The organism is Rhizobium terricola (assembly GCF_012927355.1).
Classification (GTDB): domain Bacteria; phylum Pseudomonadota; class Alphaproteobacteria; order Rhizobiales; family Rhizobiaceae; genus Allorhizobium; species Allorhizobium terricola.
This window is the reverse complement of the sequence record NZ_JABBGK010000003.1, coordinates 126,435-144,711: the sequence shown is the minus strand read 5'-3', so window position 1 is coordinate 144,711 and position 18,277 is coordinate 126,435. Positions and strand designations below refer to the sequence as shown.

Annotated in this window: 18 protein-coding genes; 5 read left to right on the top strand and 13 right to left on the bottom strand. The window is 64.0% G+C overall.

Features of this window, described 5'->3' with window-relative positions:
- Positions 1–16 precede the first annotated feature (16 nt).
- Both HHL25_RS15720 and leuC read right to left on the bottom strand, forming a co-directional pair.
- Positions 17–847, bottom strand: a complete 831-nt coding sequence (locus HHL25_RS15720) for a DMT family transporter (RefSeq protein WP_169593284.1) — start codon at positions 845–847, stop codon at positions 17–19.
- Between the two features lie 621 nt (positions 848–1,468).
- Positions 1,469–2,878 carry a 3-isopropylmalate dehydratase large subunit gene (leuC, locus tag HHL25_RS15715; RefSeq protein WP_169593282.1) on the bottom strand — a complete coding sequence of 470 codons (1,410 nt, stop codon included), beginning with the start codon at positions 2,876–2,878 and terminating at the stop codon, positions 1,469–1,471.
- Positions 2,879–3,197: 319 nt separating this feature from the next.
- Between leuC and ppk2 the strand changes: the two genes are divergently transcribed.
- Positions 3,198–4,103, top strand: a complete 906-nt coding sequence (gene ppk2, locus HHL25_RS15710; protein ID WP_169593280.1) for a polyphosphate kinase 2 — start codon at positions 3,198–3,200, stop codon at positions 4,101–4,103.
- Positions 4,104–4,124: 21 nt separating this feature from the next.
- On the opposite strand, the gene HHL25_RS15705 is transcribed toward ppk2, so the two are convergent.
- The 6 genes from HHL25_RS15705 to rplS all read right to left on the bottom strand — a co-directional run bounded on the left by HHL25_RS15705 (position 4,125) and on the right by rplS (position 9,207).
- Positions 4,125–4,949, bottom strand: coding sequence for an amino acid ABC transporter permease (locus tag HHL25_RS15705; RefSeq protein ID WP_169593278.1), 825 nt, complete (start codon positions 4,947–4,949; stop codon positions 4,125–4,127).
- Between the two features lie 31 nt (positions 4,950–4,980).
- The gene (locus HHL25_RS15700; protein WP_169593275.1) at positions 4,981–5,781 is read right to left on the bottom strand and encodes a transporter substrate-binding domain-containing protein; all 801 of its coding nucleotides are present in this window, start codon (positions 5,779–5,781) and stop codon (positions 4,981–4,983) included.
- A gap of 146 nt (positions 5,782–5,927) precedes the next feature.
- Positions 5,928–7,337 (bottom strand): PepSY-associated TM helix domain-containing protein, encoded by a 1,410-nt coding sequence (locus HHL25_RS15695; protein ID WP_169593273.1) that lies wholly within the window; start codon positions 7,335–7,337, stop codon positions 5,928–5,930.
- An 11-nt stretch (positions 7,338–7,348) separates the two neighbouring features.
- The gene (locus HHL25_RS15690; protein WP_169593271.1) at positions 7,349–8,038 is read right to left on the bottom strand and encodes a Crp/Fnr family transcriptional regulator; all 690 of its coding nucleotides are present in this window, start codon (positions 8,036–8,038) and stop codon (positions 7,349–7,351) included.
- A 102-nt stretch (positions 8,039–8,140) separates the two neighbouring features.
- Positions 8,141–8,539, bottom strand: coding sequence for a DUF2946 family protein (locus HHL25_RS15685; protein WP_169593269.1), 399 nt, complete (start codon positions 8,537–8,539; stop codon positions 8,141–8,143).
- 131 nt (positions 8,540–8,670) lie between these two features.
- Positions 8,671–9,207, bottom strand: coding sequence for a 50S ribosomal protein L19 (gene rplS / locus HHL25_RS15680; RefSeq protein WP_169593267.1), 537 nt, complete (start codon positions 9,205–9,207; stop codon positions 8,671–8,673).
- A 256-nt stretch (positions 9,208–9,463) separates the two neighbouring features.
- Between rplS and HHL25_RS15675 the strand changes: the two genes are divergently transcribed.
- Positions 9,464–10,210, top strand: coding sequence for a sulfite exporter TauE/SafE family protein (locus HHL25_RS15675; RefSeq protein WP_169593265.1), 747 nt, complete (start codon positions 9,464–9,466; stop codon positions 10,208–10,210).
- Between the two features lie 100 nt (positions 10,211–10,310).
- On the opposite strand, the gene trmD is transcribed toward HHL25_RS15675, so the two are convergent.
- From trmD to ffh, 5 genes are all read right to left on the bottom strand, one after another.
- The gene (trmD, locus tag HHL25_RS15670; protein WP_169594011.1) at positions 10,311–10,985 is read right to left on the bottom strand and encodes a tRNA (guanosine(37)-N1)-methyltransferase TrmD; all 675 of its coding nucleotides are present in this window, start codon (positions 10,983–10,985) and stop codon (positions 10,311–10,313) included.
- Positions 10,986–10,996: 11 nt separating this feature from the next.
- A complete protein-coding gene (gene rimM / locus HHL25_RS15665; RefSeq protein WP_169593263.1) occupies positions 10,997–11,575 on the bottom strand; it encodes a ribosome maturation factor RimM in 579 nt (192 codons plus the stop codon).
- A gap of 130 nt (positions 11,576–11,705) precedes the next feature.
- Complete coding sequence (gene rpsP / locus HHL25_RS15660; protein ID WP_169593261.1) at positions 11,706–12,080, bottom strand: 30S ribosomal protein S16; 375 nt, start codon at positions 12,078–12,080, stop codon at positions 11,706–11,708.
- A 129-nt stretch (positions 12,081–12,209) separates the two neighbouring features.
- Positions 12,210–12,530: a chorismate mutase gene (locus tag HHL25_RS15655; protein ID WP_169593259.1), complete on the bottom strand. Its 321-nt coding sequence runs from the start codon at positions 12,528–12,530 to the stop codon at positions 12,210–12,212.
- 13 nt (positions 12,531–12,543) lie between these two features.
- On the bottom strand, positions 12,544–14,118 hold the full coding sequence (gene ffh / locus HHL25_RS15650) for a signal recognition particle protein (RefSeq protein ID WP_169593257.1): 1,575 nt from the start codon (positions 14,116–14,118) through the stop codon (positions 12,544–12,546).
- A gap of 323 nt (positions 14,119–14,441) precedes the next feature.
- Between ffh and HHL25_RS15645 the strand changes: the two genes are divergently transcribed.
- The 3 genes from HHL25_RS15645 to mtaB all read left to right on the top strand — a co-directional run bounded on the left by HHL25_RS15645 (position 14,442) and on the right by mtaB (position 18,275).
- Entirely contained in the window at positions 14,442–15,446 is a 1,005-nt protein-coding gene (locus HHL25_RS15645) for an MBL fold metallo-hydrolase (protein WP_169593255.1), read from the top strand.
- Positions 15,447–16,083: 637 nt separating this feature from the next.
- Positions 16,084–17,004, top strand: coding sequence for a diaminopimelate epimerase (gene dapF / locus HHL25_RS15640; protein ID WP_169593253.1), 921 nt, complete (start codon positions 16,084–16,086; stop codon positions 17,002–17,004).
- Positions 17,001–18,275, top strand: a complete 1,275-nt coding sequence (mtaB, locus tag HHL25_RS15635; protein ID WP_169593251.1) for a tRNA (N(6)-L-threonylcarbamoyladenosine(37)-C(2))-methylthiotransferase MtaB — start codon at positions 17,001–17,003, stop codon at positions 18,273–18,275. Before dapF ends, mtaB begins: the two co-directional genes overlap by 4 nt.
- The last annotated feature ends 2 nt before the right edge of the window (positions 18,276–18,277 follow it).

Below are 18,277 nucleotides of genomic sequence, written 5' to 3'. Positions count from 1 at the left end.
ACTGCTCTGTCGCAGTCTAGAGGCTGACCGAGATCGCGCCAATGGCCACGACGACGCAGGCTGCGACCCGCCGGACGGTCAGCCGCTCGCCCAGGAAAAGCGCACCGATGATAACCGCGAAGACGACGCTCGTCTCGCGCACCGCTGTCACCAGGCCGGCAGGCGCAAACGAATAGGCGACGACCACCATGCCGTATGCCGTGAGCGCAACCACTCCGCCGCCGAAGGCCTTCCACGTGGCGGGCGCCCGGAAATCGATGACGAGACCGCGCCGGACGATGGCGTAGGTCAACGCAAGCAGCAATCCGTACAGGAAGAGCACCCACATCGCATAGGCCGTTGGGTTTTCGACCTGGCGCACGCCTATCGAATCAACCGTTGAATAACAGGCAATGATGAGGGCGGTGGCGAAGGCGAAGAGAAGCGACGAGGTGGCCGCTCGCGAGCGGCCGAACGACAGACTCATGATCCCGGCCGCCACCAGCACGACCCCGATGGTCTGAAACGTGCCGAGGATTTCGCCGAAGATCAGGAAGCCGCCCAGCGTAACGAGCAGCGGCACCGTGCCGCGAACGATGGGATAGACCTGCCCGAGTTCGCCATGCCGATAAGCCGCGACGAGAAACAGGCTGTAGCCCACCTGCAGCGAGGCGGAGAGCAGGACATAGGGCCAGGCGCCCGCACCCGGCAGCGGAAAGTAGACGACGAAGGGCAGCGCGATGACCGAGCCCGCGAGGCTCATGACCGTCACCGACCAAAGCCGGTCGGTCCCGTTTCGGAGGAAAGCATTCCAGCTCGCATGCAGGATGGCCGCGACGAGGGCAAGCACAACGGCAATCGTGCTCACGATGCGTTCGCCTGCAAACGGGAAGCACGGGGCGCGGGAGGCACGATTTCGGGCTGAGGAAACATCGGGCTTGCTGCTTTTATGACAGTTTTATGACGGTCGGACGATAGCCACTTTCCGCCGCTTTGCAATCATCGATCGCAACACCGGCTGACTGCGAATGACGGGTCTTCGCTTGCAGAATTGAGGAGGCGGTCATAGCCGCCACAAACGAGGCCGTCATTTCCGTCCTCGGGCAAAACCGATGACCTGAAGTCCACGCACAAGCACACCTCTGATCCGGACGTTCGGGCGATACACATGTAGGCTGAGCCGGCGACCCTCTATTACGCGGTGCCGTGTGGATCCTCGGCTCAGGGCCGAGAATAACGGAATGTATGGGGTGGCGTCGGTGATGAAGGGCCAAGCTTACGCTTGCTGAGAGGCAGAACACAGGCAAGGCCCAAATGGGGGGGGCATCATCCTCGGGCTTGCCCCGAGGATCCACACCCGGTCGGCTGATGAAGTGTGCGGCGGTTGCCCCCGGGAGCACAGGCCGGCACCTTCACGCTTGATGCCAAAAGGCCGCCGGCATGGCTGACGGCGGCCTTTCGGATTGTGGACGGAATTTCCGGCCGGGATTTAGCCGAAGTGGCGGATGTCGACGAAATGGCCGGCAATGGCAGCGGCGGCGGCCATGGCCGGCGACACGAGATGCGTGCGGCCCTTGTAGCCCTGGCGGCCTTCGAAGTTGCGGTTCGAAGTCGAGGCGCAGCGCTCGCCCGGCTTCAGCCGGTCGTCGTTCATCGCCAGGCACATCGAGCAGCCCGGCTCACGCCATTCGAACCCGGCATCCTTGAAGATCTTGTCGAGACCTTCGGCTTCCGCCTGTTCTTTGACCAGGCCGGAGCCCGGAACGACCATGGCCGAAACCGTCGACGCCACCTTCTTGCCTTCCAGCACCTTGGCGGCAGCGCGCAGGTCCTCGATACGGCCGTTGGTGCAGGAGCCGATGAACACGCGGTCGATGGTGATGTCGGTCATCTTGGTGCCCGGCTTCAGGCCCATGTAGTCGAGCGCACGCCACTTGGAGGCACGCTTGTTCTCGTCGGCGATCTCGTCCGGATTCGGAACGACGCCCTCGATCGAAACGACGTCTTCAGGCGACGAGCCCCAGGAGACGATCGGCGGCAGGTTGGCGGCGTCGAGCACGACGACCTTGTCGAAATGCGCACCTTCATCCGTGTGCAGCGTCTTCCAGTAGGCGACGGCCTGATCCCAGGCCTCGCCCTTCGGCGCACGCGGCTTGTCCTTGATGTATTCGAAGGTCTTTTCGTCCGGCGCGATCAGGCCGGCGCGGGCGCCGCCTTCGATCGTCATGTTGCAGACGGTCATGCGGCCTTCCATGGAGAGCGACCGGATCGCCTCGCCGGCGAATTCGATGACGTGGCCAGTACCGCCGGCCGTGCCGATCTCGCCGATGATCGCAAGGATGATGTCCTTGGCGGTGACGCCGTCCGGGAGCTTCCCGTCGACGCGCACCAGCATGTTCTTGGCCTTCGACTGGATCAGCGTCTGGGTGGCGAGCACGTGCTCGACTTCCGACGTGCCGATGCCGTGCGCCAGCGCGCCGAAGGCACCATGCGTCGAGGTGTGGCTGTCGCCGCAGACGATCGTCATGCCCGGCAGGGTGAAGCCCTGTTCGGGGCCGACGATGTGCACGATGCCCTGGCGCTTGTCGTTCTCGGAGTAATATTCGACGCCGAACTCGGCCGCATTGTGGGCGAGCGCCTCGACCTGGATGCGGCTTTCCTCGTTCTTGATGCCGGTGTGGCGGTCCGGCGTGGTCGGCACGTTGTGGTCGACGACGGCGAGCGTCTTCTGCGGCGCGCGAACCGGACGGTGGCTCATGCGAAGGCCTTCGAACGCCTGCGGGCTCGTCACTTCATGGACGAGGTGGCGGTCGATGTAGAGAAGACAGGTGCCGTCGTCCTGGCGGTCAACCAGGTGATCGTCGAAAATCTTGTCGTAGAGGGTACGGGGTGCACTCATGGCTTTGATCCGTCGGAAATGTCGATTTCGGGAAATAGGTCAGTGGCCGCGTGGGCCGGCGGAACGGTCGCCTCAGGCGAGTCGGCTGTTGAGCGCCCCGGAGACGCGCGCGAAGAAGCGTGCCGGAAGACGCTTGTGGTCCTGCAGCACAAAGATATCAGGCGCGAGACATCCGAATTTCGATCCCATGGCCCGCCTCATAACAGTTTTCCACAGGACCGGCAATCGCTTTGCATCGTCCGCCCCCTGACACACGACTGTCATACGGCGTTCTTGCAAACATGCTTGATCTGCTTGGGCGAAACTGGAGGATGCCGCGATGTCCGAGCCGACCGAAGAACTGCTGAACCGGATCAAGAACGAGATCGTCGACAGTTTCGACGAGGAGCTCGAACAGCAGATGGAGGAAGAGCGGCTGGAGGATCTGGTCACGGAGGGGCTGTCCGAACCGAGCCTCGACCGGAAGGTCTATTTCCGCGAGCTGTTCAGGCTTCAACACGAGCTGGTTCGTCTGCAGGACTGGGTGCAGTACAAGAAACTCAAGGTGGTCGTCCTGTTCGAAGGTCGCGATTCCGCCGGCAAGGGCGGTGCGATCAAGCGCGTGACCCAGAGGCTCAATCCGCGCATCTGCCGCGTCGTCGCCCTTCCCGCTCCGACCGAGCGCGAACGCGACCAGTGGTATTTCCAGCGCTACACGCCGCACCTGCCGTCCGGCGGCGAAATGGTGCTGTTCGACCGCTCCTGGTACAACCGCGCCGGCGTCGAACGCGTCATGGGCTTCTGCACGCCCGACCAGGTCGAGGAATTTTTCCGCGACGTGCCGGAATTCGAGCGCATGCTGGTCCGCTCCGGCATCATCCTGCTCAAATACTGGTTCTCCATCACCGACGAGGAACAGGAATTCCGATTCCGCATGCGCATCCATGATCCGCTGAAGCAGTGGAAGCTCTCGCCCATGGACCTCGAGAGCCGCATCCACTGGGAGGAATACACCAAGGCGAAGGAAGAGATGCTCGATCGCACCCACATCGCCGAGGCGCCGTGGTGGGTGGTGCAGGCCGTCGACAAGAAAAGGGCGCGCCTCAACATGATCGCCCATCTCCTGTCGCAGATCCCCTATGAGAACGTGCCGAAGGAGCACATCGTGCTGCCGGAGCGCGTCCGCAACGAAGACTACATCCGTCGACCGGTGCCCGAAGAAATGTACGTGCCGGAAGTGTTCTGAGGCGCTGCGGTCGGGCGCGGCCTATCGCGCCTGACCCTTTTGCCGCATCCGCTTTTCCAACTGCCTGAGCAGCAGTGACAGGCCGATCGTCAGGATCAGGTAGATATAGGCGACGATCGAATAGGTCTCGAAGAAGCGGAAGGAGCCGGAGGCATAAATCTTGCCGGCCTGGCTGATGTCGGCGACGCCGAGCACCGAGACCAGCGAACTGTCCTTCACCATGGCGACGAAGTCGTTGGAGAGCGGCGGGAAGATCACCCGGATCGCCTGCGGCAGCACGATCAGCCGGAAACGCTGGAAGCGGGAAAGGCCGAGCGCCATTGCCGCCTCGATCTGTCCCTTGTCGACGGACTGGAAGCCGGCGCGGAAGATCTCGGCGATGAAGGCCGAATAGCCGATCGTCAGCGCGATGATGGCGCGCCACATCAGCGAGACGTCCCTAACCTGCAGCGGCGCCGTCCAGCCGCGCTCGACGAGCGGGCCGATCACGAAATTGTAGAGGCTGACAAAACCCGGCGCGCCGACGAAGGCGACGTAGAACAGGAGCACGAGCACCGGAATGCCGCGCACCACCTCGATGTAGAAGCGCGCCGCCTGCCGGAGCACCAGGCTGTCGGCCAAGCCGGCGAGCGCAATCAGAAGCCCGAGTGCGGTCGCGAACGAAAAGCCCATCACCGTCACGAAGACGGTGACCCCGATGCCACGCGCCACGGTGATGAAGACCTGAGCATAGAGGCCGTTGAAGATGATCACGGCGGCGATCGCCGCCGCAACGAGGCCAAGGGCGACCAGCCACCAGGGATAGTCGTCCTTGCCGTTTGCGCCGGGAAGCGTCTGGAAGCCCATCAGCCGGCCCCGGCCTCGCTACAGGTCACGCTCACTCGCCCATCTTGTAGTCGAGGAACCACTTCTTGTTCAGCCCGTCCAGCGTACCGTCGGCCTTGAGTACAGCGATCGCCGCATTGACCGGCGCCACCAGGTCGGAGCCCTTCGGGAAGATGAAGCCGAAATCCTCCGAGCCGAGCGGTCCGCCGATGAGTTTCAGGCCGCCGTTCGAGGCGTCGACATAACCCTTGCCGGCGGTGCCGTCGGTCAGCACCACGTCCACGTCACCGGTCTTGAGGGCCTGCACCGTGGCACCGAAGGTCTCGAACAGCTTAATGCGCGGATTGGATTCATTGCCGTCGAGGATTTCGTAGACGGCCGTGTAGAACGGCGTCGTGCCCGGCTGCGCGCCGACCAGGCCGTCGTTGAACGCGCCGAAGCTCTTGCCGTCTGTGAAGCGGGTCTCGTCGCCGCGCACCAGCATGAACTGCTCCGAGCGCATGTAAGGATCGGAGAAGTCGACCTTCTCCTTTCGGTCGTCCTTGATGGTGATGCCGGTCATGCCGATCTGGTACTGGCCGTCGGACACCGCCTGGATCATCGCGTCCCAGGACGTATTCTGGTATTCGACCTTGAAGTTCAGCCGCTTGGCGATCTCGTTCATCGCGTCATATTCCCAGCCGATGGCCTGGCCGGATTTCGGGTCGACGAACTGCAGCGGGGGATAGGCGTTTTCGGTGACGACGACCACCGTCTTGCCGCCGAGGTCGGGCAGTTCGGCCGCGAAGCTGGAAAGCGGGGAAAGGACGAGAGTCGAAAGACCGGCGGCTATAAGGGCGCGGCGAGAAAACATTTTGGTCTCCTGAAAATGTGGCGAGCCAAATTGTCATGAAGTCTCACGGTCTTGCAAGGGTACGTCGTTCCAAAGAAGCGGGGGCGCAGGCAATGGCGCCCCCCTTGGTTTCGGTAAATGCGCAAAGAGTGTTCAACTCCGCGAATTCAGCTCAACATCCGTTTCAGCGGGGCGACATGGCGGAGCACCAGGAGATCGATGACGAGCACCGAGACGAGCACCGCGCCGGTCAGCGGGAAGAGCAGGGACAAGGCCACCATGATGACCGCGCCGGTCTTCCACAGCGGACCCGGCTCACGCACAGGAGCCACAAGGCGGCCCGCGCCCTGCGGCCTGCGCTTCCACCACATCACGATGCCGCTCACCGACAGGAAGATCACCGAGAGGCAGAAGAGGGTGACGAGCGCGACATTCCACGCCCCCATGTCTCCTTCGTGAAACGCAATGCCGACCGCCATGGCCTTGCCGGCCGGGCCATATTCGGCAAAACCGACATCGGCCAGAACCTTGCCGGTATAGCGGTCGATGTGGACGGTGCGGTCGGAGACCGGATTGCCGCTGTCATTGCTCATCGTATCGCGGGAGATCGTCCAGACCCCCTTGTCGTCGGCGGGAACGGCGAGCTGGAAACGCTGGTCGAAGCCGAGCGATCGGGCAAAGGCAATGACGGTGTCGATGTCGACAGGCTGGCCGTCCGGCAGGCCGCTTGCGCCGGCATCGGAGCCTGACATCGGCATCGGCGTCTGTTCGAGGGTCCACGGCACTTCCTTGATGCCGCCATGGTTCATCGCCGCATGGGTCGCATCCGAAACCGGAACATTGTCCCACTTCTCGGCGGGAAAGGTGCTCCAGGCCTGGGTGAACTTCTCGCCCCAGATCCCGGCCCAGGTGAGCCCGGACAGAAGGAAGACGAGAAGGATCAGCGAGGCATAGAAGCCGACCGTCAGATGCAGGGACTTCCACAGCATGCGTCCCCGGGCAGAGAGCTGGGGAACGAGGACGCTGGAAAAGCCCTTGCCGTCGCGCGGCCACCACAGATAAAGCCCGGTCACGATCAGCACCACACCGAAGCCGGCGGCGATCTCGATCAACCGGTCGCCGATGTCGCCGATGAGCAGCGTGCCATGGATGGTGTCGGCAAGGTCGTAGAGCGCATTACGGCGCTCCCAGCTGCCGAGAACCTGACCCGTATACGGATCGACCGCCACCATGCTCGACGCCTCGCCGGCGTTGACGCGGAAAACGGCCGCCCCCTCGGGCGTCCGTGGTGCGATATACTGCACGAGGCTGCCGCCCGGCACGGCGGCAACAGCCGCATCGGCCTGTTTCGAAACGAGGACCTGGCTCGCCGCGGGGGTGACCGTGAAGGCCTTTTCCCCGTCGCGCCCGACCAGAACCGCTGACCACAGCATGATCAGCCCCGTGACGGCCAGCATTGCGAGGAAGGGCGCCACATAGAGCCCGGCGTAGAAATGCCAGCGCCAGGCGGTGAAATAGAAGCGTCGGGAAAACGCGGCAGTTGCCGGCGTCGCCGGGCTGTCTGTTGCAAGGGTCATGAATTCTCTCCTCAAAGGGTGTTGCAAGCGTCAAGGGCCCGGCTGCCGGATGCGATCTCGGCGAGCGTTTCCCGATGCAGCAGGGTGACGATTTCGGGATGGGTGAAGTCGATCAGGCCCGCTTTCTTGATGCGGGTGAAGCAGCGGCTGACCGTCTCGATGGTCAGGCCGAGCCAGTCCGCCAGATCGCCGCGGGTCGGGTAGAGGTTGAAGCAGATGGTATTGCGCTTTCGGCCCCGGGATGGGCGCACGAACTGATCGGCGAGGTCGAGGATGGCGGAGGCGACCCTTTCGTTCGCCGTCTTGCGCCCGAGGAGGATCGCATGCGATTGAGCACGCAGGAGCATCTCCTTCAGGTCGATTTCCAGATCGGCATGCTCGATGCGTTCGATCGTTTCGAGAGAGACGTAACTCAGCGTTTCCGCCGAGCATCGGCTGTGGTCGCCGCCGCCGATGCCGAGCAGGCGGCCGGGACCAATCATGTCGATGATCTGTCGCCGGCCATCCGGCAGCGATTGAGAGAGCGCAACACAGCCCTCGATCACGCGGTATTGCGGGGCGCGATCATGGCCCTCGAGAAAGAGGGTGCTGCGCGGGGGCAGCCTGAGGGCGGTGGCGTCGTGGCGTGGCGCTCGCCTTTCAACAAGCGCATGGGCTGGCAGCGGACGGGTGTCCGCCTTGTCTAGGGTGAAATGCAGCATGACGATATCCGGCGTTCAGGCCGGATGCGCATGCTCGATGCGTCCTACCGGCCTCGATGAAGGATTCCGGACACGAGCGTTTCGCCGCTCGCGGAACCGGGCTCAGACAAGGGCCGGATGGGGAGGCGCACGGGGCGCGGCATTGGGAGGGAAGATAAGACGGTGGAAAGCCTCGAAACGCGGCGGCAGCAGCGTTTCGGCGACGACAACAATCCGAGCGCCGGTGAGGTCGGTGGGCGACGGCAGCAGGACGGAGGCGGAGATCAGGCAGGCTTCGCAGGTACCTGATCCGAGGTGGTCTTTCTGCGCACCGTCATCATCTTGTCCGGGAAGGCAGAGTTCGGGCAGGCTACCATCGGGCAGCGTGAGCGCGGCGACCTCGGCCGATGACAGTTTGGACGCCGCGGCAGTTGGGGCCCGATGGGCAAAGCCGACAGCAACAAGCGCGATCACGCAAAGCGCGCGCGTCAAGAGCTGCCATGTGCCCATCCTGGTTCGCATCGATTGTCCCCGGTCCGCCCACAGGGTTAGCAATGGACGCGGGAAGATGCAAGCGAGACGCGCTGCCGCACCAAGGCAACAAAAAAAGGCGGCCCGAAGACCGCCTTTTCCAATTCCCGAAGGGGAAAGTCTTATTCTGCGGAGCCTTCGGCTGCAGCTGCAGCTTCAGCGGCAGCCTTTGCTTCAGCCGCTTCTGCTGCTGCCTTTTCGGCGGCGAGAGCCTGTGCTGCTGCAATCTTTTCAGCTTCGATGCGTGCCTTTTCCTCGGCAACGGCAGCGCGCTCGGCGTCGTTCAGCTTGCGTGCGCGCGAGCCGGTGTTTTCGACGATACGAGCCGACTTACCGCGACGATCGCGCAGGTAGTAGAGCTTGGCGCGACGGACCTTACCGCGACGAACGACTTCGACGCTTTCGACCATCGGCGAATAGACCGGGAATACGCGCTCGACGCCTTCGCCGTAGGAGATCTTGCGAACGGTGAAGCTCTCGTTGATGCCGGCGCCCGAACGGCCGATGCAAACGCCTTCATAGGCCTGCACGCGGGTACGGTTGCCTTCCTTGACGGTGACGTTGACGCGGAGCGTGTCGCCGGCAGAGAATTCCGGAAGCTTGCGCTTGGCTTCGATCTTGGCGGCCTGTTCGGCTTCCAGCTGCTGAATGATGTTCATGTCTAACCTCGGTTCTTCTGAAACAGCCAGAGCGCTCGTCGATCCTTCGGTCCTTGCCTCCGGATGTTGTCCTCGCGGACGGGAGCGGTTACGCATGCTCTTTGTTTGTGGCAGACGGGCTAAGCCCATTTCCGAAGCGGGCCAATACACCAAACATCCCGGTTTGTCACCCCTTCGGCGCATTTTTCTCGCCGACGCACCATTGCGGTCCCGACGCTGAACGAATAACCGTGCGCGACCACGGAGGAAGCCGCATATGTCGATCGCCACCCTTGTCCTGCTGTTTGCCGCCGGCTTTCTCTCGGGCGTCGTCAATGCGATCGCCGGGGGCGGCACCTTTCTGACCTTCGGCGCGATGACGCTCGCCGGCCTGCCGCCGATCGCGGCCAATGCCACGTCCTCGATCACCCAGTTTCCAGGCTATATCACCTCGACGCTCGCCTATCGAAGCGAATTCGCCTCTTTGAGGAAGAGCGCCCTGATCCTCGCTCTCGTCTCCGCGGTCGGCGCGCTCGGCGGTGCGCTGTTCCTGATCTCGCTCTCCAATCCGGCCTTCCGCGCCATGGTGCCGTGGCTGCTGATCGCCGCGACGATCGTCTTTGCGGCCGGGCCCAAACTCCGCCCGAAACAGGCCGGCGAGAGCCACCCGGCAACGCCGCTCGGACTTGCCCTGCAGGGGCTCACCTCATTTTATGGCGGCTTTTTCGGCGCCGGCATGGGCATCATGATGCTTGCATCGCTCGGGCTTGCCAGCGGCGGCGACTATCATCGGCTGAACGCACTCAAGAACTTCCTGTCGATCGTCATCGCCGCGGTGGCGATCTTGGTCTTCACCAGCGCCGGCGCAGTCTCGTGGACCCATGCCGCCGTGATGGTCCCGGCCGTCGCGATCGGCGGTTATGCCGGCGTCGCCCTCGCACGGAAGGTGCCGCAGGCCGTTCTGCGATGGATTGTCGTGGCGGCAGGCCTCGGCCTTGCGATCTATTACTTCGTCACGGGGTGAGGAATGGTCGACGAAATGATCCAGCGAATCGTTTCGAATGATGAACGCCCTGAGCCCACGCGAAGGGCAGGGCTGGGTAACCGCAGGCTCGACGCAGTCATTACTTGAGGAGGTCCGGCCGTCGTTCGGCCGTCAGCTTCAACGCTTCCTCGCGGCGCCAGGCCTCGATGGCGGCGTGATTGCCCGACGTCAGTACCTCGGGGATCTCGCGTCCTTCGAAGACCTGCGGCCGGGTATAGTGCGGGTGCTCGAGCAGCCCGCCCTCGAAGCTTTCATGTACGCCGGACAACTGGTTGCCCATGACGCCCGGCAGGATCCTTACCACCGCATCGAGCAGGGTCAGAGCCGCCGGCTCGCCACCGGAAAGAATATAGTCGCCGATGGATACCTCTTCGAGCCCGCGTGCCTCGATGACCCGCTGGTCGACGCCCTCGAAGCGTCCGCAGACGATGACCACGCCTTCGCCCTCGGCAATCGCCCGGACCCGTTCCTGGGTCAGCGGCCGTCCGCGCGGGCTCATCAGCAGCCGCGGGCGGCTATCGTCGGCGATCGAATCGATCGCACGCGCCAGCACATCCGGCTTCAGCACCATGCCGGCTCCGCCGCCCGACGGGGTGTCGTCGACGCTCCGGTGCTTGTCGAGGGCAAAGTCGCGGATCTGTACGGCTTCGATCGACCAGTCACCGCGGTCCAGTGCGCGGCCCGCGAGTGCCTGGCCGAGATGGCCGGGAAACATGTCCGGATAAAGCGTCAGCACACTCGCCTTGAAGGGCATCGGGCGATCGCTCACGAATCGTCCCGCGGCGGCTTGCCCTTGGGCCCCGCGCCATAAGGCTTCGCGTCATCTTCGTCCTTGAGGCCCGCCGCGATCGGATCGATCAGGATCTTGCCACCCTCAAGGTCGATTTCGAGGACTGCGGCCTCGGAGAACGGGATCAGCACGGGTCGCTTGCCCGGCCCCTTGAGTTCGAGCAGATCGCCGGCACCGAAATCGTAGACGCCGGTCACCGCGCCGTAGTGATTGCCCTCGCCGTCATGCACCTCGAGACCTTCGAGATCGGCATAGTAGAACTCGTCCTCGTCGAGTTCCTCGTCCGGCAGAGCGTCGCGCTCGATGAAGAGTTCGAGACCGTTCAACGCCTCGGCGGCATTGCGGTCGTTGACGCCCCGGAACCGCACGACGACGACATTCTTGGCTTCCCGCAGGTCGAGGATCTCGAAGACCCGTCCGTCCGCGCTGCGCAGGTTGCCATACTCGCCGAGCGCCATGGGATCAGCAGTGAAGGTCTTGACCCGCACCTCGCCGCGCAGACCCTGCGCCGCGCCAATTACGGCCATCAATACGGGGTTTTCGAGCTTCGTCATCGTTTCGGTCTGTTCCGGTCGGAAAAATTGGGATCCTCGCTCCTTTTACGGCGAAGCGGGAAGAATGGGAAACAGAAAACGGGCGGCAGGAAGCCTGCCGCCCGTCGGAAATTACGGAAAGCGCCGTAACTTATTCTGCAGCGGCTTCGGCAGCGGCAGCAGCGGCTTCGGCAGCCTTCATTTCCTTTTCCTTGACGCGCTCGATCGCCTTCTTGCCCGGCTTTGCCTTTTCCGGGTTGCTGCGGGCGTCGCGCGTTGCGATGCCGGCTTCAGCGAGGAAGCGCAGGACGCGGTCGGTCGGCTGTGCGCCCTTGGCCAGCCAATCCTTGATGCGATCGACGTTCAGCTCGACGCGCTTTTCGTTGTCCTTGCCGAGCATCGGGTTCCACGAACCGACCTTCTCGAGGAAACGGCCGTCACGCGGCGAGCGGGCGTCGGCAACGACGATCTGGTAGTAGGGACGCTTCTTGGAACCGCCACGGGCGAGACGAATCTTGAGGGACATGGGTTTACTCCTTGGTTCTTGTTAGGGCCGCCTTCCGGCGGTCCGGGGTTCTTGTCGGGACTGCCTTGCGGTGGTCCCGGGCATGCTGTTGCGACCGTCTTGCGACGGCCCCGTTCTGACGAGACCGTCTCAGACGGCCTTTTCGGTGACGCCGCCGAGATCGGCGGCAATGGCTTCATGATGCCGGATGACTTCCGTGATGATGAAGTTCAGAAACTTCTCGGCGAAATCCGGATCCAGATTGGCGTCCTGGGCCAGCCGGCGCAGTCGGGCGATCTGGTATTCCTCGCGCGCCGGGTCGGCCGGCGGCAGATCGTATTTGGCCTTGAGCACGCCGACTGCCTTGGTGCAGCGAAAGCGTTCGGCCAGCATGTGGACCAGCGCCGCGTCGATGTTGTCGATCGACTGGCGATAGCCGGAAAGCTGTTCCTTGACGGTCTGTTCGGTCATCGGTCTGGCTTCCTCACTTCTTCTTCGGCAGGCCCGGCAGGCCGCCCAGTCCGGGAAGTTTCGCGCCGCCGAGGCCCGGCAGGCCACCACCGAGACCTGGCAGACCGCCCATGCCGCCAAGACCCGGCGGCGGCTTGAGGCCTGCCGCCTCGGCCTGTTTGGCAAGCGCCTCGAGCTGCTTCGGATCCATGCTGGACAGATCGGGCATGCCGCCCATGCCACCGAGCCCGCCAAGGCCCATCTTCGAGGCAAGGCCGCCCATCATCTGCTTCATCATGCCGCCTTTGCCCTTGCCGCCCATCATCTTCATCATGTCGGCCATCTGGCGGTGCATCTTGAGAAGCTTGTTGATCTCGGCGGCATCGGTGCCGGAACCGGCAGCGATGCGCTTCTTGCGGGAATGCTTGAGCAGGTCCGGATTGGAGCGTTCGGCCTTGGTCATCGAGGAGATGATCGCCATCTGCCGCTTGAACAGCTTGTCGTCCAGGCCGGCGGCGGCCATCTTGTCCTTCATGCCGGCCATGCCGGGCATCAGCCCCATGATGCCGCCCATGCCGCCCATCTTCTGCATCTGGCTCAACTGGTCGGCGAGGTCGTTGAGGTCGAACTTGCCCTTGGCCATCTTGGCGGCCATGGCGGCCGCCTTTTCGGCGTCGATATTCTCAGCCGCCTTCTCGACCAGCGAGACGATGTCGCCCATGCCGAGGATGCGGTCGGCGATGCGCCGCGGATGGAACTCCTCGAGCTCCGTCATCTTCTCGCCGACGCCGATCAGCTTGATCGGCTTGCCGGTGACGGCGCGCATCGATAGCGCCGCACCGCCACGACCGTCGCCGTCCATGCGGGTGAGCACAAGGCCGGTTATGCCGACGCGTTCGTCGAAGTTGCGCGCCAGGTTGACGGCGTCCTGACCGGTCAGCGCATCGGCGACCAGCAGGATTTCATGCGGCCGCGAATTCTTCTTGATGTCGGCCATCTCGACCATCAAGGGCTCGTCGATATGCGTACGGCCCGCGGTGTCGAGGATGACGACGTCGTGACCGCCGAGCTTGGCAGCCTGCACGGCGCGGCTGGCGATGTCGGTCGGGGACTGGCCGGCGATAATCGGCAGGACGTCGATGCCGGTCTGCTGCCCGAGCTGGCGAAGCTGTTCCTGGGCTGCCGGACGCCGCGTGTCGAGCGATGCGAGAAGGACCTTCTTCTTCTCGCGGTCGGTCAGCCGCTTGGCGACCTTGGCAGACGTGGTCGTCTTGCCCGAGCCCTGCAGGCCGACCATCATGATGACGACCGGGGCGGCGGCGGCGAGATCGACGCCGACGCCGTCGTTGCCGAGCATCTCGACGAGTTCGTCATGGACGATCTTGACGACCATCTGGCCGGGCTTGATCGATTTCACGACGGCCGCGCCGACGGCCTTATCACGGACGCGATCCGTGAAGGAGCGCACGACTTCGAGCGCCACGTCGGCTTCCAGAAGCGCACGGCGCACCTCGCGCAGCGCCGCGGAAACATCGGCTTCCGACAATGCGCCACGGCCGGTCAGTCCATTCAAAATGGAACCAAGGCGGTCCTGGAGGTTTTCGAACATCGGCTCTTCCTTGTCGTTTCGGGTTGCGTCACGGGTTCCCGAAACGTTGGTCTTTTCCGCGCTGAAAACAAGACGCAAAGCCAAAAACCACCCGAGGGCGCATCGCGCTGTCGGGTGTTGACCTCCGGGATCTCTTTATACCTTTTCGGGTCCCGGTCGGCGGCTCGGAGTGCATGTCTCGTCGCAGATTGAGGGCGATAAACAGGAAAAGCCCCAGAAAGTCAAGGCTTCACGGGAAAATCGGCCTTGCCGCCCGCGTGACCCTTTGCAAGCGGCTCCCCGCACCCCAGATCTTGGGCTTCAGACAACCATCACGGTGGACCATGGCGAGCAGATCCGCAAATCCCTATTACCAAGGTCCCGTGACCGATCATTTCGACGGTACCCGTTTCTTCAACCCGGAAGGGGTGGAACCCGGTAATCTGGCCGATCTGTGGAAATGGAAGACCAACGGCCAGCGCGCCCGCTGGCCCAAGCGCATACCCTTGAGGCGCGAGCAAGCCCCGTCGTGCGAACGGGTCGATGGCGAGGATCTTCGCGTCACGATGATCGGCCATGCCTCCCTGCTGATCCAGGTTGCCGGCCTCAACATCCTGACCGATCCGGTCTGGTCGCCGCGCGCCAGTCCTTTTTCCTTCGCCGGACCGAAACGCGTGATCGAGCCGGGCATCGCCTTCGATGCCCTGCCGCCGATCGATCTCGTGCTCGTGACCCACAACCACTACGACCATCTCGACCTCGAGACGCTCGCCCGCCTCCAGAAGGTCCACCGCCCCCGCATCGTCACGCCGCTTGGCAACGACGTCATCATGCGCCCGCGCCTTGCCGAGGCACGGATCGACACGATGGACTGGGGCGACAACCTCGTGATCGCTGACGGCGTCACCCTTCATGCCGAGCCCTGCCACCACTGGTCGGCGCGCGGCATCGGCGATCGCCGCATGGCGCTCTGGGCCGCCTTTGTGCTCGAGACCCCTGCGGGCCGGATCTATCACATCGGCGACACCGGCTTCCACGATGGCATCAACTATCGCGCCGCGGCCGAAAAGCACGGCGCCTTCCGTCTCGCCATCCTGCCGATCGGCGCCTATGAGCCGCGTTGGTTCATGAAAGGTCAGCACCAGAATCCGGAGGAAGCCGTAATCGGCATGCGCCTCGCCAACGCGGCCTTTGCCGTCGGCCACCACTTCGGCACCTTCCAGCTGACCGACGAGGCAATCGAAGCCCCGGTCGAGCACTTGGCCGACGCACTCACCGCCCACGCCGTCTCCCCCGCCCGCTTCCGCCCTTTGCGCGCCGGTGAGATCTTCGACGTGCCCGCGGTGTGATTTCCGTCGGCGACGTTTCGCCATTCATCCCGACCGCCTTACTTTCAAGCCCGGGCGACCTGGCGCCCGGGCTTGTCGGTCGTGCGGGCATGTTCGGCGCCGGACGCCCCGATCTCGCGGAAGATCCATGCGACGCGACCCCAAGCTCAAGGTCAACCTCCGGGTTCACTGGTTATCGCGCAAGAAGGCCAGGGCAGAGGTGGGGTTCGTGCATGGATCCTCGGGTCAAGCCCGAGGATCCACAACCAAGTTCGCAAACGCCCCGTATCTACGCCCGCGCAAATATCCCCGTCCGCCGGCAAGTGCCGGGCACCGCCCGGAAATTCTCAAGAACGCCGGTCGTTCGCAGAGCGACCTAAGTCGCGGGGCAAAACCGCAGAACGGGGCACCTTCGGGCTCCATCTAGAATTTTTGTCTTACGCGGCAGCCAAAGGCGCCCCGTCCGCTCAAGTTCGACTGGGGCAAGAAGGAAACGATGGCAAAACCGGGGGGCGTGAGGGCCGGCCGGGGGTTTTGGCATGCATTCCCGAAAATCACCGCCCTGCCACGCACATCGCGGCAGCCTCCCTTGCCCCCGACACTGGTAATTTCCGGCGGTTTCCGCCATATAAGCCCGAAGACACTGGGGAATGAGCAGATGGCATCGATGGTCGAATTCGCGAAGATGAACGGACTTGGCAACAAGATTCTGGTCGTCGACATGCGCGGCTGCAAGGACACCGTGACGCCCGAGGCTGCGATTGCGCTGGCCGCCGATCCGCAGACCAGCTTCGACCAGATCATGGCGATCCACGATCCGAAGATCGAAGGCACCGACGCCTGGATCGACATCATCAATTGCGACGGCACGCGCGCCCAGGCCTGCGGCAACGGCACGCGTTGCGTCGTCCAGGCGCTCTCCGCCGAGACCGGCCGCAAGACCTTCACCTTCCACACGCTGGCCGGGATCCTCAATGCCGTCGAGCACGAGGACGGTATGATCTCCGTCGACATGGGCAAGCCCGTCTTCGAATGGGACCGCATCCCGCTGTCGGAAGAATTCCATGACACCAGCCGGATCGAGCTTCAGATCGGCCCGATCGACGCACCGATCCTCCACTCCCCCTCGGTCGCCTCCATGGGCAATCCGCACGCGATCTTCTGGGTCGATCGCGACCCGATGAGCTTCGAGCTCGAGCGCTTCGGCCCGCTTCTCGAAAACCACCCGATGTTTCCGGAAAAGGCCAACATCACGCTGGCCCAGGTGACGGGCAAGGACACCCTTCGCACCCGGACCTGGGAGCGCGGCGCCGGGCTCACGCTGGCCTGCGGATCCGCCGCCTGCGCCGCAGGCGTCTCCGCCGCCCGAACCGGCCGCACGGGCCGCAAGGTCACCATCGATGTGGCCTCCAGCCCGAGCGGCCAGCCGCTGATCATTGAATGGCGCGATCACAATGATCGCGTCGTCATGACCGGCCCGGCCGAATGGGAATGGTCCGGCCATCTCGATCCCCAGACAGGAAGCTGGCAACGGGACCCCGACACCGGCGCCGATGCAGCCGGAGCCTTGGCGACGTGAGCGGCGTCGACGTCATCACCTTCGGATGCCGGCTGAACACCTACGAATCCGAAGTGATGAAGGCCGAGGCGGCGAAAGCCGGGCTCGACAATGCCGTTCTGATCAACACCTGCGCCGTGACCGGCGAGGCCGTGCGCCAGGCCCGCCAGGCGATCCGCCGCGCCCGCCGTGACAATCCCAAAGCCCGCATCATCGTCACCGGCTGTGCCGCGCAAACCGACGCGGCCGGCTTTGCCGCCATGCCCGAGGTCGACGCCGTCCTGGGCAACGAGGAGAAGCTGAAGGCCGAACATTATCGGGCACTGCCCGATTTCGGCGTCGCGGCCGAGGAAAAGCTGCGCGTAAACGACATCATGAGCGTGACCGAAACAGCTCCCCAGCTGGTCGGCCACATCGACGGACATGTCCGTGCCTTCATTCAGGTCCAGAACGGCTGCGATCATCGCTGCACCTTCTGCATCATCCCCTTCGGCCGCGGCAATTCCCGTTCCGTCCCCATGGGGGCGATCGTCGACCAGGCCCGCAAGCTGGTGGCGAACGGTTATCGCGAGGTGGTGCTGACCGGCGTCGACGCCACCAGCTACGGCGCGGACCTGCCGGGCAGCCCGACGCTCGGGCTGCTGGCCCGAACACTCCTGAAGCAGGTGCCGGAGATCGCCCGGCTGCGCCTCTCGTCGATCGACGGCATCGAGGCCGATCGGCATCTCTTCGATCTCATCGCCGATGAACCCCGATTCATGCCGCACCTGCATCTGTCGCTGCAGCACGGCGACGACATGATCCTGAAGCGCATGAAGCGCCGGCATTCGCGCGCCGATGCGATCGCCTTTGCCGAACAGGTCCGCCGGCTGCGCCCCGCCATGAGCTTCGGCGCCGACATGATCGCCGGCTTCCCGACGGAAACGGAAGATATGGCCGCCAACTCCGCAAGCCTTGCGGAGGAGATCGGCATCGCCCAGCTGCACGTCTTTCCTTACAGCCCTCGCCCCGGCACACCGGCCGCCCGAATGCCTCAGCTCGACCGCCGCCTGGTCAAGGAGCGGGCCGCCTCTCTCCGAGCGACGGCGGAGCGCCTGCAGGCGCGGCATCTCGCCTCGATGGTCGGGACGCGCCAGACCATCCTTGTCGAAATGACCGGGATGGCCCATACGGAGAACTTCACGCTGGTCGCAGCGCCGGGCCTTGCACCCCGCAGCCTTGCGACGGTGACGATCACCGGCCACAACGGCCGCCATCTCGACATGCAACCGGCGGCCGCTTCGGCCGCCTGACA

Coding starts and splice junctions, on each gene's coding strand:
- trmD (WP_169594011.1), bottom strand. CDS start 10,985: ATGCCCTTCAAGGCGAGTGTGCTGACGCTTTATCCGGACATGTTTCCC.
- leuC (WP_169593282.1), bottom strand. CDS start 2,878: ATGAGTGCACCCCGTACCCTCTACGACAAGATTTTCGACGATCACCTG.
- rplS (WP_169593267.1), bottom strand. CDS start 9,207: ATGAACATCATTCAGCAGCTGGAAGCCGAACAGGCCGCCAAGATCGAA.
- HHL25_RS15675 (WP_169593265.1), top strand. CDS start 9,464: ATGTCGATCGCCACCCTTGTCCTGCTGTTTGCCGCCGGCTTTCTCTCG.
- rpsP (WP_169593261.1), bottom strand. CDS start 12,080: ATGTCCCTCAAGATTCGTCTCGCCCGTGGCGGTTCCAAGAAGCGTCCC.
- rimM (WP_169593263.1), bottom strand. CDS start 11,575: ATGACGAAGCTCGAAAACCCCGTATTGATGGCCGTAATTGGCGCGGCG.
- HHL25_RS15655 (WP_169593259.1), bottom strand. CDS start 12,530: ATGACCGAACAGACCGTCAAGGAACAGCTTTCCGGCTATCGCCAGTCG.
- dapF (WP_169593253.1), top strand. CDS start 16,084: ATGGCATCGATGGTCGAATTCGCGAAGATGAACGGACTTGGCAACAAG.
- HHL25_RS15645 (WP_169593255.1), top strand. CDS start 14,442: ATGGCGAGCAGATCCGCAAATCCCTATTACCAAGGTCCCGTGACCGAT.
- HHL25_RS15700 (WP_169593275.1), bottom strand. CDS start 5,781: ATGTTTTCTCGCCGCGCCCTTATAGCCGCCGGTCTTTCGACTCTCGTC.
- ppk2 (WP_169593280.1), top strand. CDS start 3,198: ATGTCCGAGCCGACCGAAGAACTGCTGAACCGGATCAAGAACGAGATC.
- HHL25_RS15690 (WP_169593271.1), bottom strand. CDS start 8,038: ATGCTGCATTTCACCCTAGACAAGGCGGACACCCGTCCGCTGCCAGCC.
- HHL25_RS15685 (WP_169593269.1), bottom strand. CDS start 8,539: ATGCGAACCAGGATGGGCACATGGCAGCTCTTGACGCGCGCGCTTTGC.
- ffh (WP_169593257.1), bottom strand. CDS start 14,118: ATGTTCGAAAACCTCCAGGACCGCCTTGGTTCCATTTTGAATGGACTG.
- HHL25_RS15695 (WP_169593273.1), bottom strand. CDS start 7,337: ATGACCCTTGCAACAGACAGCCCGGCGACGCCGGCAACTGCCGCGTTT.
- HHL25_RS15705 (WP_169593278.1), bottom strand. CDS start 4,949: ATGGGCTTCCAGACGCTTCCCGGCGCAAACGGCAAGGACGACTATCCC.